Origin of the sequence: Synechococcus sp. BS56D, assembly GCF_004332405.1 — a bacterium.
Taxonomy (GTDB): Bacteria; Cyanobacteriota; Cyanobacteriia; order PCC-6307; family Cyanobiaceae; genus Synechococcus_C.
Genome location: NZ_PHQU01000005.1, coordinates 139,873 through 152,239, shown reverse-complemented (window position 1 = coordinate 152,239; position 12,367 = coordinate 139,873). Strand labels below are relative to the sequence as shown.

The window sequence follows — 12,367 nt, the reverse complement described above, 5'->3', positions numbered from 1 at the left end:
AGTCGGAGGCCTTTGGTGCGCCAACTATTCCCTAAACCACAGCGGATTGCAACTTCAATCAAACTCAATGTCATTAGTCAGCGCCATACATCTCGCCCACCAGCTCGTCCAGCACCGACAGAGCCTCAAGGTCAGCCAAGGCCTTCTGCGCCTGAGCCACCATCGCCCGCCCGTGTGGAGCGCATTCAGCAACGAGAGCAGCGCCCTCTGAGGCGTCTACCTTCACGCGCTCAATGCAGGCCCTGATGCGCTCGCTCATGCGCGTGATGCCTTCCGTCTCAGAGGCCATGGCAGGGGTGATGCAGGTCAGCAGCAGGCGTTTGATCGCAGCGTGGGCCGACTCGGGGCTGAGGTGCGTCATCTGTGAGGGCTTGCGGGGGACCGCTGGACTCGGCGCGTAACGAAGCTAGGCGACTGTTCTGGGCCAGAGCTTCTGTTTAGAGCAAAAACGCATGAAGCCAGGCAACCTTGCTCTAACTTTTGCTCTATCTGGGATGTCCCACTTGGTGAATACCTAGTGGAGCCAAGGAGACTCGAACTCCTGACCCCCTGCATGCCATGCAGGTGCTCTACCAGCTGAGCTATGGCCCCAAAAACGTCGGTTGAGCCCTTGGGCCTGTGCCGTCGTCGTGTCGAAGCTTACACCGCCGCAGGCCAGATCCCGGGGCCCAGATGCGCGATGCTCAGACTTGGCGCCAGACCGCCATGAGCTTGCCCTGCACTTGCACCTGATCGGCTGGCAGCTCAATCGGCTCATAGGCGGCATTCGCCGCCTCGAGACGCACCGTGCCGCCATCACGATGAAAATGCTTGAGGGTGGTGCCGCTACCAGGCACCAAGGCGCTCACGATCGTCCCCTGCCGCAACCTGCCGGGATCGGTCACGGGCTCCATCAGCACGACATCACCGTCGGCGATGTGCGCCTCGACCATCGAATCGCCATTCACCGTGAGGGCAAACAGCCCGCGGGTTTCCAGCAGCGGCGCCAGGTCGAGTCGCTCCTGCACATCATCGAAGGTTTCCACTAACCCACCGGCCGCCACGGCCCCCAGCACCGGAATACCGGAGGCAATGCCTCCGAGCAGTTGCAGTGTGCGCGCCTGACCCTCCTGCCAGGTGATCCATCCCTTCTGCTGCAAATGACGCAGGCGACTCTGCACAGGAGCGGGAGATCGCAACCCCATGGCCTGCATCATCTGGCGAATGGAGGGGCTGTGATGGTGACTGCCGATGTAATCAGCGAGCCAGTCGTAAAGCTCCTGCTGAGCAGATGTGAGCGGCTCGGGGGATCCAGCGGGCACCGGCAAGACAAATGGTCGTCAATACATTTGTACCGGTGCCCTGATGGTTTGACAAGCCCCTCGAGGGATCAAGGGCTCAGAGGCCGCCCATCAAAGCCACCAGCAACGCTTGCTGCGCATGCAGGCGATTTTCCGCCTGATCAAAGATGCGGCTCGCCTCACCCTCCATCACCCCAGCGCTGATCTCTTCACCGCGGTGAGCAGGCAAGCAATGAAGCACGATCGCGCGGGCATCCGCCTCCGCCAGCAGGTCTTCATTGAGACAGAAGCCCTGGAAGGCGCGCTCCCGTTCCGCCTGTTCTTGTTCCTGCCCCATGGACGCCCACACATCGGTGTAAAGCGCCTGAGCTCCGCGCACCGCAGCGACGGGATCGCTGGTGACGCTGATCTCCGCACCATCCACCGCCAGCGCCCTGGCCTGGTCAAGCACACCAGGCAGCGGCTCGAATCCCTCAGGGCAACCGATCCGGACGTTCACGCCCAGGAGCGCACCACAGAGCATCAGGGAATGGGCCACATTGTTGCCATCGCCCACATAGGCGAGGGTCTGTCCTTTCAGATCGCCAAAGGCTTCCTGCATGGTGAGGAAATCCGCCAGGGCTTGGCAGGGATGCTCCAGATCGGTGAGCGCATTGATCACCGGAATCGAAGCCCAATAGGCGTAATCCACCAACTCCTGCTGAGCGAAGGTGCGGATCGCCAGCACATCGCAGAAGCGGCTGAGCACCCGCGCCGTGTCTTCCAACGGTTCGCCACGGCCCAGCTGCGTCACCTGGGGATTGAGATCCACGGTCTGGCCGCCAAGGCGGGCCATCGCCACTTGAAAACTCACCCGAGTGCGGGTGGAGGCCTTGGTGAAGATCAGCCCCAGCACCCGGTTGCCTAGGTCAATACGACGGTCACCAGTCTTGAGCTGAAGAGCGAGCTGAAGAAGGGCTGCGGCCTGCTCGGCCGTCGCATCGGCCGACGAGAGGAAGTCACGGCCGCTCAGGGGCGAGAGAACAGAGGCGACACCCTGAGCGGAGGCAACCATGACTGGGTTTCAAAGGAGCTTTATCGGGGATCAGAGCCCCTTTCGTCAAGTGTCAGGCGCTAGCCGCAGCGGATTCAGGCAACACGCTGGCGGCCAGCATCTCCTTGAGCTCGTCGCCCTCGATCACCTCTTTTTCGAGGATCTTCTGGGCAATGGTCTCGAGCAGGGCCATGTTCTGGCGCAGGATCGCCAGGGCGGTGTCGTGGGCGTTGTCCACGAGGGCCCGCACTTCCTTATCGATGGCCTGGGCGGTGGCATCACTCACCGTGCGGCGTGGATTGTTGCCGCCGCCGAGGAAGCGACCACCACCCTGCTTGTCGTAGGCCAGTGGGCCGAGGGTGTCACTCATGCCGTAGGTGCCGACCATTTGTTCGGCAATGTCGGTGGCGCGCTGCAGATCGTTGGCTGCACCCGTGGTGATCTTGCCGAAGACGATTTCCTCTGCGGAACGCCCTCCCAGCAGAGTGGCGATCTGGCCCTCGAGATCTTCGCGGGAATTGAGGAAGCGCTCTTCGGTCGGGAGCTGCAGGGTGTAGCCCAGGGCGCTCATCCCGCGGGGCACGATCGAGATCTTGGCCACTTTGCTGCCTCCAGGCATCAGGTGACCGACGATCGCGTGACCCACTTCGTGATACGCCACCACCTTCTTCTCATCGGCCTGAAGCACACGGCTCTTCTTCTCAAGGCCGGCCACCACGCGCTCGATCGCCTCGCCGAGATCCTCCTGCTCCACCTTGGTGCGCTTGGCACGGGCCGCGAGCAGCGCCGCCTCATTTACCAGGTTGGCAAGGTCAGCGCCGGCAAAACCACTGGTGGCCTGGGCAATGCCATCGAGATCCACCCCATCAGCGAGCTTCACTTTTTTGGCGTAAATCTCAAGAATCGTCTTGCGTCCAGACAGATCCGGACGATCCACCAAGACCTGCCGATCGAAGCGACCAGGACGCAGCAGGGCGGCATCGAGCACTTCGGGCTGGTTCGTGGCCGCCAGCACGATCACGGGCTTGTCTTTGGAGGCAAAGCCATCCATTTCAGTGAGCAGCTGGTTGAGGGTCTGCTCGCGTTCGTCATTACCGCCGACCACACCCATCGAACCGGAACGGCTCTTACCGATGGCATCGAGCTCGTCGATGAAGATGATGCAGGGCGCGTTTTTCTTGGCCTGCTCGAACAGATCGCGGACCCGGGCGGCACCGGCACCCACGAACAGCTCGACGAATTCCGAGCCACTGATGATGAAGAAGGGAACACCTGCTTCACCGGCGACAGCCTTGGATAGAAGGGTCTTGCCGGTACCCGGAGGACCCACCAACAGCACACCCTTGGGAATGCGAGCGCCGATCTCGGCGTAACGCTCTGGAGTCTTGAGGAAATCAACGATCTCGGTCAGTTCGTCCTTGGCCTCATCAACACCAGCCACATCGTTGAAGGTCACCCGGGATTGCTCATCGGGCACATACACCTTGGCCTTGCTCTTGGTGAAGTTCAGGGCACCTTGGGCACCACCGCCACCCATGGAACGGCGGGCGAAGAACTGAAGCACCAGGATGAAGATCAGCGGTGGGACCACCCAGCTGAGGATCGTGGTGAAGATATTGGGCTTCTTGGGTGGAGCGGCTGCGAACTCGACCCCGTTGCTCTCCAGGCGCTGGGGCAGATCCATGTCGAAGATCGGCGTGGTGGCCAGCACTGCCGGAGCACCCTCCTCGGGGTTGGCCAACTCGTAGCGGATCTGATCCTGGGTGATGAACGCGCGTTTCACGGCACCGTCATTCACCTGATCAATGAACAGGGAGTACGGCACGCGGGGCACCTGCATACCGGGATTAGGAATGAAGCTGCTGAACAGCAACAGCACCCCAAAACCGATCAACACAAGGTTGATGATCCCGAAGCGCCGGTTGGGTCGGTTGTCGTCCTCGCGGATCGGCATGAGACAGGTTCCGTCTAGGGCACCAAACTAAGGCCGTCATTTCATGCCTGGTCGCCCTGAGAGGGGGGAGAACCGAACGAGACGATGCCTTCAGCTCGAGCCCTGAGACGTCGGGAACTGATCTATGAGCTGCTGCTCAGCCTCTGTTTACTCGTGCTGGTGAGCTTCGCCTTTCCGCAGCTGTCATGGCTGGGCACGATCGGCTATTCGCTGATCGCCTTGCTGCTCACCCAGCTGGTGATGATTCGCAAGCCGCGTCTGAGTCGTTGGGATCGGCTTTACCGCCTGCTCGGGGTGATTGCCCTTGCCGCCCAGTGGATCTGGGTGATCACCCCTTTGCGGATGGTGAACACAGGCGTACCGCTGGTGCTCAGCTGGAGCTTGCTGGTGGGCTGGAGCGTGGTGCGCCTCGTCGACCGCCTCTCCCAGGAGAAGCGCGTCACCGCCGGGATGTTGATGGGTGCCGCTGCTGGCTATCTGCTGCTGGGGCTGACCTCAGGCCTGGTGATGAGTGCGGTCGAAACGATCCAGCCAGGCAGCTTTGAGCCCCTGGATCTACCGACTGACTCGTCCCTTGGTGGTGATCTGAGCGTGCTGATGACACCCGGCATCTTCGCCAAGATCAATTACTTCGCCTTCGTGTGCCTCACGACCGTGGGCTTCGGTGATATCAACCCGATGCTGCCCCTCTCGCGAATGCTTTCGGTCACCACCAGCATCGCGGGCCCCCTCTATCTCGCAGTGGTGATGGGGGTGCTGATCAGTCGCTACACCGGCGATGTGGAGGAACGGGACGAGAGCTCAGAGAACGACCTCAGCGATCTGTAGGAAGCAGCGCCTGGAGTAGCCAGTCATCCACCAGGGAGCTGTGGCGAATCTGCTGAAGGGACATCACCTGATCCATCGCCGTGAAACCCAGCTCACCGAGGGGGGTGCAGGCCGCCGCGCCACCCATCAACTTGGGGGCAACAACCACCGCCAGCTCCTGCACGCAGCCCTGCTGCAACGCAGCAGCGGCCAGGGCAGGGCCGCACTCCCAGAGCACCCGGTTGCAGCCACGGCCCGCCAACACCTCCAGGAGTTGTTGAGGCTCGCAGTGTTGCAAGGCCGTGAGCGTCACGCCTGCCACGCCAAGGGCATCCAGCCGTTGGGCGCGCTCGCGGTCGGCTCCGTCGCTAGCGACTCCATGGGCCACCAGGGTGGGAGCGACGGATTGATCCCAAAGCTGGGCCTGATCGGGCAAATCAAGACTGCGGCTCAGCACCACCCGCAGCGGTTCGGGGCTGCGCAAGCCCCGGCTGGTGAGCAGGGGGTCGTCAGCGCGCACGGTGCCGCCCCCCACAATCACGGCATCACACTGGGCCCGCAAACGATGCACCCAGCTGCGTGCGCTGGGACCACTGATCCACTGGCTGGCGCCATTGGGCAAGGCCGTGCGGCCATCGAGGCTCATGGCCCACTTGAGAAGGCCCCAGGGCCGACCAGTGCGCACGCGGTGCACGAAGGCCCGGTTCTGGTGGGCAGCGTCGGCCTCCAACACTCCAGAGAGCACCTCCACTCCGGCATCGCGCAGCCGTTGCAAACCTCCGCCGGCAACACGAGGATCGGGATCGGTCAGCGCCACCACCACCCGAGCGATCCCTGCCTGGATGACGGCGTCGCTGCAAGGAGGGGTACGGCCGTGATGGCAGCAGGGCTCGAGGGTGACCACCAGCGTGCCGCCCTTCGCACGCACTCCGGCCTGGGCCAAGGCCCCCACTTCGGCATGGGGTTCACCAGCCCGGGCATGAAACCCCTCCCCCACCAGCGTGCCGGAGGCATCGAGCACCACGGCGCCCACCAGGGGATTGGGGCTGGTGTGGCCATCGGCCAAGGCCGCCAGCTGCAAGGCCCGGCGCATCCAGGGAATCCAGCGCTGATCAGAGTCAGCGACGGCCCTCATGACCCAAGAGGCTCCGTCTGCACCTCACGCCATTCACCCACCACATAGGGGGGGACGGGCATTTCGGTGAACACACCGGGAAGGAACAAACGCAGCGGGCGGTTGTTGCTGAGATCGTTGAGCAGGGGATCGAGGGCGAACTCAGCTGCCGCCTCCCGGCCATCACTGGCCAGAACAGGATTCTCAAGGGTGATGTCGTCGAGCTGCCACTCCTTCACACCGGCCTGCACGAGCAGGGGGGCGGGATGCTCGAGGCGCAATTTGCCGGGATAACCCACAATCCGCAGCACCACAGGATTGCCAGGGGTTCCGGTGCGATAGGCCACCGCCTGCCAGCTCTGGTAATCGAGATCGCGCAGGCTTTCGAGGCTGCGCAGCATTGGTGCCCCGTTCTCATCCTGGTGTTCGTGCACCTGCGCGATCGCCACCCCAGGGGTGACGAGCAGCAGCAACACAGCAGCCAACAGTGAAACCAGTAAACGGCGCAGCAGATGCATCAGACCCGGGGGTGCTGCTGCCATCATCGGTGCTGAACTTCAGGACCGATGGGCACCAGGAATCTGCTGCCAATCGGTATGGGTCGCCCACAGGCCCCAGATCGCCATCGCCCGCAGGTAATGGCAGGCGCGGAAGGTGTTCACCGCCGTGATCGCCTCTGGGGTTCTGAACTGCAACCCTCCCGCATAGACCTGGTTCACCACCGCTGAGGTGATCGCCAGGGCCGTGCTGGTGTCACCCATCAAGCGGTAATAGCTGGCAATGCCGAAGTTGATGCCTGTCCACACCTCCAAGGGGTGGGTGCCATTGGGATCCAGGGGTGTGCCATCGCGGCGCAGGCCATTGGCCACCCCGAGGCTGCCGCCCTGGAACTTCTCAAAGCAGCTCTCCTTCACGGCCTTGAGCGTGCTGCGGCTGTTGGCCTCACTCACCACCGGCTCCAGCCCCAGCAGGCGCGCATAGAAATCACCACAGAGCTGATCGGCCATCACCACCGGCGTGCCGCTCTCGGCATCAATGTCGTAATACTCGCCATTCCAGAGCAAACGATCGAAGTTGCTGCGCGACTGCTCAAGCCAACCGCTGAACTCACGCTGCTCCGACGACGTATCCACACCGGTTGCGAGCTGCAAGGTCTGGCCAATCGCCAGGGCCGCCTCTAAGGCCGCAATCCAGAGCGCACCGCAGTAAGCACTCACCCCTTGGAGCGGCCAGTCATCGAAGGTTTGATCCGGCGCACCACCGTTATCAGGCAGACCGTCGTTGTTGGCATCAAACGTTTTCAGATAGCGCAGCGCTTCCACCGCCGATGGCCAGCACTCGGCCAGAAAGTTGATGTCTTCACCGCTCGGGGCCAACTTGAACGTGCGCCATACCTGCAGCACGTAATCGCTAGCCAGGTCTTTCCAGAGATTGCAATCCTGATAGGCGGTGTAGTTGGTCGCATCCCACGGACATTCATTCGGTGCCCCCAAATCGTGGGGGGTCGCCCCTTTCACCTTGCGGTCAGCCTCCACCCGGCCCTTGCCCTGGGTGAAATACCAGCCGATCGGCCGCTGGGTGGCATCCGCCGCTGGAATCGCCCGAGCAAAACTGCGCAGCACCGCCTTATCGAGTTCTGGCCAGAGCTGCAGCAGCGCTAGAGAGCCATACAGACGCACATCGAGACTTTCGTACCAGGCGTAATCGAGGCACTCGAGCACTCCGAAACGACCGTGGGGATCCTCAGGCGTTGCCGAACTCCAGAGGCTTCCGCCACTGCAGAGGTCATAAAGCTCGTTGAACAGAGCCATACGCAAGGGCTCCGGCAGATCGCTGCGCTCCAGCACCGGCTGCTGCCAGGCCTCGATCTGCTGCTTCCACTGCGACCAATCCCGCAGCGCTTCAGCAGCCACCGCCGCCGCCTGGTTGCCTTCAGCGCCAAAGAAATCGGTGTAGCGGCGCAGGGCACTGCTTCCTGTCGCAAAGGCTGTGACCGGCAGATCCCAGCTGATCACCACCGGAATCTCGATGCTTTGGCCCGGCGCCAACTGACACTGCACCGCGAGGGCCGCGCTGACCGGATCGTTCTGTCCGCTGCGGCGATCGTTGTTGCTCTCGGGAATGGTGCCGTCGGCACTGAAATGGCTCCAAAGCTCATTGCCATCGCCGTGGGGATTCCAGCGACTGCAACGCTGAATCGTCACCCCTGGCTGATCAGACGTGGCAATACACCATTGCCCCTCACCTTCGGCGATCGGAGTGGAGACGTTGCCCTCCAGCACGACTCCTTTCAGGTCGCCGTCATCGACCCAACGGTTGCGCTGCCCATCGGTGATGCCGATCGCCGGTGCGTAGTTGTGCTCAGGGCTGCCGTCGTCCCGGAAGTGCACCTCAGCTGAAGCATCGGTGTTGGTAAACCAACCGGTGGTGTTGCGCCAGCTCAACAACAACGACAGATCCAACGGCTTGGTGGTGGGGTTGCGCAAGGTCCACACGAACACAGCCACCGGGTAGCTGGTGCGCTGATAATCCCCCGGCACGATGGGGCTGAAGGCTTCGCAGCGCACCTCGGCGTCATACACGCCCTCGTAACTGGTCCAGCTCAGGGGGTAGCGGGCGGCATAGGTCCCGGTGCTGCGCTCGGGCGTGCTGGCGGGATACCAATCCCACGCCGCTAGGGGCTCACCGCCACCAACACGGGAAGCATCTGCCTCCGGTTTGACTGCCAGCGCATGGGCCCTCGTGCTGCTGCCATTGCTTTCAAACAGGGCGAACTGGCAATCGGGCAGCACACCGAACCAGTGTTCTCCGCCATCGAGGTGCCAGAGGTTGATCGTTCCATCGGATGCCCGGCCGATGCAACCAGCACCAAAGCCCCCCAAGGGCATGCCGTGGTTGGGGCCATCGTCGAGGTTGCTGGCGTAGCGGACCGTGTAGGGGTTGGTCCAGCCCAGGCCAAACGGCCGGCTCCAGCTCGCCTGGGGCGGCTGCCAACGCTTGGCTTGCTTGCGACGGCCCAGCAGCGAACGCAGAGCAGAGAGTCCGAGCGGGGCCATGGAGAGGCAGAAAGTCGCCCCAGCCTGCCAGAGCTGAGGCGACAAGCCAGAGGGGCTCAGATGAACACTTGGCTCACCGTGCTCTCCAGAACATGGCCCGAGGAAGCGACCAGCTCAGCGTGATCACTGATAAACGCTTCCATCACCCCGGGCTCGGCCTGCATCACAGCACAAACCTTGGTGGGATCCTCTTTGCTCACGCCCCGATACAAGGAGGTAATGCCAGCCGCTGCCTGCAATGGCTTCGAGGCGTCATAGGTCGCCACCCATTCAGCAAAGCTCTTGTTAATCGTGAACGTGAGCACGTGGGTTTCGATCATCAGCGAATGCCTGAGCGCATGAAGCGCACGGAAGTTATCACTGATTGTCAGAAGGCCGGTCAGAAGCCATCGTTCACCTCTGAGCCAGCGGTGGTTTCCGCATCGAGCAAAGCATCGAAGGTCACCGCCGTGCGCACCAGAGCCTGATAGCGCTGCAGAACTCGGCGATTGCGATCCAACCAGCGGGCGGCATCCGCAGGGGCCTCCCCACTCAAGCTGGTGCTGATGCCGGCAGGTCCCTCGGCATCCATCAGTTCAAGATCCGACTGCTGCGCAATCAGCGCCAGCAGGAGCTCATGCAAGCGTTCACGACGATCCCTTGCCATGCGCTCAGTCCTGGGGATGACGACAGTTCAGTCTTTCGTAGTCAGCTCGAAGCTCCCGGTAGCCGCTGGTCTGTCGCGTCAACATCTGGCTGGCCTGCTCCGCCCGCGCTGGATTCTTCCCTGAGGCCTGGGACTCCGCAATCAGGGCGCGGTTGCGCGCCATCGAGGCCCCCATGGACTGCATCAATCGGCGGATCTGCGTGCAGTCGTTGAAAGCAAGCGCCGGCGACCCTGCCGCGAGGGCAAACAGCAGTGGGGCCAAAAACAGACGCATCGCGTCGGAGCCGATCAACAGGGCGTCAACGTACCTCCAAGCAGTGCCTGCAGGTGTTGCTCGGCCGCAGGGTCCAGCTGCACGGGCTGGGCCCGGTAGCTTCGGGCCTGCTCAACCCGCTGGGCAATCGCCGGGCCCGCTGTTGACCAGTCGCCAAGGCGAAGGTCTCCGTAAAGCTGCTCCAGCGTCTGCAGTGGTGCTGTGATCAGATCGTTGTAGGCGATCTCCACGAGGTGGCCCTCAGGAATCAGTGAGCGATGGGCTTCAAAAGCCTCCAGCAATTGCTCGTGAGCCCAGACGGTCTCCTCCACCTGGCGGATGACATCCGGTGGCGATTGCAGTCCCACCAGATCGGCAAGCAACTGCTTCACCTGCACCAAGGAACGGATCGAGTCGATCGGCTCCCTCCGCAACAGCACGAAACGAGCACGCGGGAACAGGCGCAGCAACATTGGCACCCGGGCCATGTGGGCGGAATTCTTGATCACCATATGGCTCTTGCCCGCACCGTCGTGCAGCCAGGTGAGACGGGTAAACCACAACAGCGTCGACGCCAACGACCGTCCCTCCGCAAGCACGCTATGGCGAAAGTGACGGAGATAATCGCGAGGGAATGCCATCCCCGCCATGTTCGTGTCCATGGTTAGGCGAGCGAGGCCAATCTCATCCTCCTGAGGATCATCGGCAGACCAAGGCACAGCATCAATCGGGCGGTGCGCACTCATCAGCTTCTTAAGCAATGGTCGGATCAGCGGCTTAAGCAGCAGCGCCACCTGGGGAGCAATGGTGAGGCTGTTGCGGGCAGTCGCTGCCGCTGGATCAGCAGCCAACAACTGATGCAGATACGTGGTGGCACTGCGCCAGTGACCGACCACGATCACCGGATCATCCGGGCAGTCAACACCGCGCCATCGAATGCAAAGCCAGAGGTCCTGACACCAGGCCAGGGGCTCCACCAGCAGACCGCTGCAACTGAGAGCCAACGCCAGCGGCAGCCGCCGTCGCTCAAGACGACCGCGGCGTAAAGCCTGCAAGAGGGTGGAGGGACGCAAAAACCCGGCAGCTACAAGGCGATCCAGGCTTCTGGCTCTCAGCATTGTGAGAAATCGTCCATCGCGCAACATTCCTAACGAACATGGCCGGTAACTTGCAATCAATGCATTAGTTGGAATTGACGGGGGCGCTAGTGCAAACCAGTTCCTTTCCTTGCCTGGCGTCCCCCGGCCCGAAAGCGTCTGCCCTGAGTTGGAGCACACCGTTCCGAAGCGCCACCGAACTCACCCAATCACTCGCTCGCCTCGGCAAAGACTTCAACGCCCTCCAGCTCAGTCAGGGCCAGCTGCAGGGCCGCATCTCGGTGGTCCACCTGCTGGGTATCAGCCTGCTGGAGATCCAGACCAACCAGCTGTTACTGCTCAACGGTGAGAGGGGAGACGACTGCACGGCTTTCGCTCTGGAGTCGAGTAACACCATCGACGACCACAAGGTTCATGGCAAACCCATCAATCCCAACTCCCTCCATGGGTTCAAAAGTGGATTGAATGAATCGTTCTTCTCGCTCACCGCTGGCTCAACCTCCTACATGGTGGTGACCTCAACCACGCGCTTCCATCGCTACCTGATGCACTGCGGCCAGGAGCACTTGGTGGAGCTCCTGGGGCGGTGCAATGGCGTCACGCTGAATCAAGACCACCACCGGGCCCTCTGCCGGATCATCGCGACCCTGTTCAACGCCCCCACAACAACAGCAGCCGATCGCCAGCTGAACAGCTCATTGCTGCAAACCTGCCTGCTCAATGGCCTGGTCGAATCACAAGCTGATGAGTACGTCACCCATCAGCCAAAGGCACGTCATGATCTGATTCGGGAACTCGTGCATTGGGGCTTCCAGAACGGCCACCAACCCCTGAACCTCGATGATGTGAGCCGTGCGCTCTACACCTCGCGCCGCACGCTGATCATGGGGTCCAAAGAGAGCACCGGCATGGGTCCGATGGAGCTGCTGCGATCGATCCGCCTCGAGCAGGTGAACTGGATGCTGCGCTCTCCAGCCACACGAGCGGCAACGAAGCTTCATTCCATCAGCGAGGTCGCTCAACACTTTGGCTTCCGCAGCCGCGGAAACTTTGCGGCCATCTACCGCCAGCATTTTGAGGAGTCACCACGGGACACTCTTCTGGCGGCCGCCTGATCACAATGACCT

The 12,367-nt window shown here is 62.2% G+C and carries 13 protein-coding genes and 1 tRNA gene; 2 read left to right on the top strand and 12 right to left on the bottom strand.

Annotated features, from left to right (window positions below; translation table 11 throughout):
• Positions 1–73 precede the first annotated feature (73 nt).
• The 5 genes from CWE17_RS08725 to ftsH all read right to left on the bottom strand — a co-directional run bounded on the left by CWE17_RS08725 (position 74) and on the right by ftsH (position 4,267).
• Positions 74–361, bottom strand: coding sequence for a hypothetical protein (locus tag CWE17_RS08725; RefSeq protein WP_131456286.1), 288 nt, complete (start codon positions 359–361; stop codon positions 74–76).
• A 157-nt stretch (positions 362–518) separates the two neighbouring features.
• Positions 519–591: transfer RNA gene (locus CWE17_RS08720), tRNA-Ala, on the bottom strand.
• A gap of 92 nt (positions 592–683) precedes the next feature.
• Positions 684–1,307: a transcriptional repressor LexA gene (gene lexA, locus CWE17_RS08715; RefSeq protein WP_131456284.1), complete on the bottom strand. Its 624-nt coding sequence runs from the start codon at positions 1,305–1,307 to the stop codon at positions 684–686.
• Between the two features lie 70 nt (positions 1,308–1,377).
• Entirely contained in the window at positions 1,378–2,334 is a 957-nt protein-coding gene (argF, locus tag CWE17_RS08710) for an ornithine carbamoyltransferase (RefSeq protein WP_131456282.1), read from the bottom strand.
• Between the two features lie 52 nt (positions 2,335–2,386).
• On the bottom strand, positions 2,387–4,267 hold the full coding sequence (gene ftsH, locus CWE17_RS08705; RefSeq protein WP_131456280.1) for an ATP-dependent zinc metalloprotease FtsH: 1,881 nt from the start codon (positions 4,265–4,267) through the stop codon (positions 2,387–2,389).
• 84 nt (positions 4,268–4,351) lie between these two features.
• Between ftsH and CWE17_RS08700 the strand changes: the two genes are divergently transcribed.
• Positions 4,352–5,095 (top strand): potassium channel family protein, encoded by a 744-nt coding sequence (locus tag CWE17_RS08700; RefSeq protein WP_131456278.1) that lies wholly within the window; start codon positions 4,352–4,354, stop codon positions 5,093–5,095.
• Here the strand turns inward: CWE17_RS08700 and ribD are convergent.
• The 7 genes from ribD to CWE17_RS08665 all read right to left on the bottom strand — a co-directional run bounded on the left by ribD (position 5,082) and on the right by CWE17_RS08665 (position 11,216).
• Positions 5,082–6,209 (bottom strand): bifunctional diaminohydroxyphosphoribosylaminopyrimidine deaminase/5-amino-6-(5-phosphoribosylamino)uracil reductase RibD, encoded by a 1,128-nt coding sequence (ribD, locus tag CWE17_RS08695; RefSeq protein WP_131456277.1) that lies wholly within the window; start codon positions 6,207–6,209, stop codon positions 5,082–5,084. The genes CWE17_RS08700 and ribD overlap by 14 nt on opposite strands.
• A complete protein-coding gene (locus CWE17_RS08690) occupies positions 6,206–6,706 on the bottom strand; it encodes a DUF3122 domain-containing protein (RefSeq protein ID WP_185191039.1) in 501 nt (166 codons plus the stop codon). The genes ribD and CWE17_RS08690 overlap by 4 nt, the downstream gene beginning before the upstream one ends.
• A gap of 39 nt (positions 6,707–6,745) precedes the next feature.
• Complete coding sequence (locus CWE17_RS08685) at positions 6,746–9,244, bottom strand: GH116 family glycosyl hydrolase (protein WP_131456275.1); 2,499 nt, start codon at positions 9,242–9,244, stop codon at positions 6,746–6,748.
• Between the two features lie 56 nt (positions 9,245–9,300).
• Positions 9,301–9,561, bottom strand: coding sequence for a DUF3764 family protein (locus CWE17_RS08680; RefSeq protein ID WP_131456548.1), 261 nt, complete (start codon positions 9,559–9,561; stop codon positions 9,301–9,303).
• A gap of 62 nt (positions 9,562–9,623) precedes the next feature.
• Positions 9,624–9,890, bottom strand: a complete 267-nt coding sequence (locus tag CWE17_RS08675; RefSeq protein ID WP_131456273.1) for a hypothetical protein — start codon at positions 9,888–9,890, stop codon at positions 9,624–9,626.
• Between the two features lie 4 nt (positions 9,891–9,894).
• Positions 9,895–10,164, bottom strand: a complete 270-nt coding sequence (locus CWE17_RS08670) for a hypothetical protein (protein WP_131456271.1) — start codon at positions 10,162–10,164, stop codon at positions 9,895–9,897.
• Positions 10,165–10,178: 14 nt separating this feature from the next.
• A complete protein-coding gene (locus CWE17_RS08665) occupies positions 10,179–11,216 on the bottom strand; it encodes a sulfotransferase (RefSeq protein ID WP_240789338.1) in 1,038 nt (345 codons plus the stop codon).
• A gap of 134 nt (positions 11,217–11,350) precedes the next feature.
• On the opposite strand from CWE17_RS08665, the gene CWE17_RS08660 reads away from it, so the two are divergent.
• Positions 11,351–12,355: an AraC family transcriptional regulator gene (locus tag CWE17_RS08660; RefSeq protein WP_131456268.1), complete on the top strand. Its 1,005-nt coding sequence runs from the start codon at positions 11,351–11,353 to the stop codon at positions 12,353–12,355.
• The last annotated feature ends 12 nt before the right edge of the window (positions 12,356–12,367 follow it).

Excerpts from the sequence above, each read along its gene's own strand:
- CWE17_RS08725 (WP_131456286.1), bottom strand. The coding sequence starts at position 361 with ATGACGCACCTCAGCCCCGAGTCGGCCCACGCTGCGATCAAACGCCTG.
- argF (WP_131456282.1), bottom strand. The coding sequence starts at position 2,334 with ATGGTTGCCTCCGCTCAGGGTGTCGCCTCTGTTCTCTCGCCCCTGAGC.
- ftsH (WP_131456280.1), bottom strand. The coding sequence starts at position 4,267 with ATGCCGATCCGCGAGGACGACAACCGACCCAACCGGCGCTTCGGGATC.
- CWE17_RS08700 (WP_131456278.1), top strand. The coding sequence starts at position 4,352 with ATGCCTTCAGCTCGAGCCCTGAGACGTCGGGAACTGATCTATGAGCTG.
- ribD (WP_131456277.1), bottom strand. The coding sequence starts at position 6,209 with ATGAGGGCCGTCGCTGACTCTGATCAGCGCTGGATTCCCTGGATGCGC.
- CWE17_RS08690 (WP_185191039.1), bottom strand. The coding sequence starts at position 6,706 with ATGCATCTGCTGCGCCGTTTACTGGTTTCACTGTTGGCTGCTGTGTTG.
- CWE17_RS08685 (WP_131456275.1), bottom strand. The coding sequence starts at position 9,244 with ATGGCCCCGCTCGGACTCTCTGCTCTGCGTTCGCTGCTGGGCCGTCGC.
- CWE17_RS08675 (WP_131456273.1), bottom strand. The coding sequence starts at position 9,890 with ATGGCAAGGGATCGTCGTGAACGCTTGCATGAGCTCCTGCTGGCGCTG.
- CWE17_RS08670 (WP_131456271.1), bottom strand. The coding sequence starts at position 10,164 with ATGCGTCTGTTTTTGGCCCCACTGCTGTTTGCCCTCGCGGCAGGGTCG.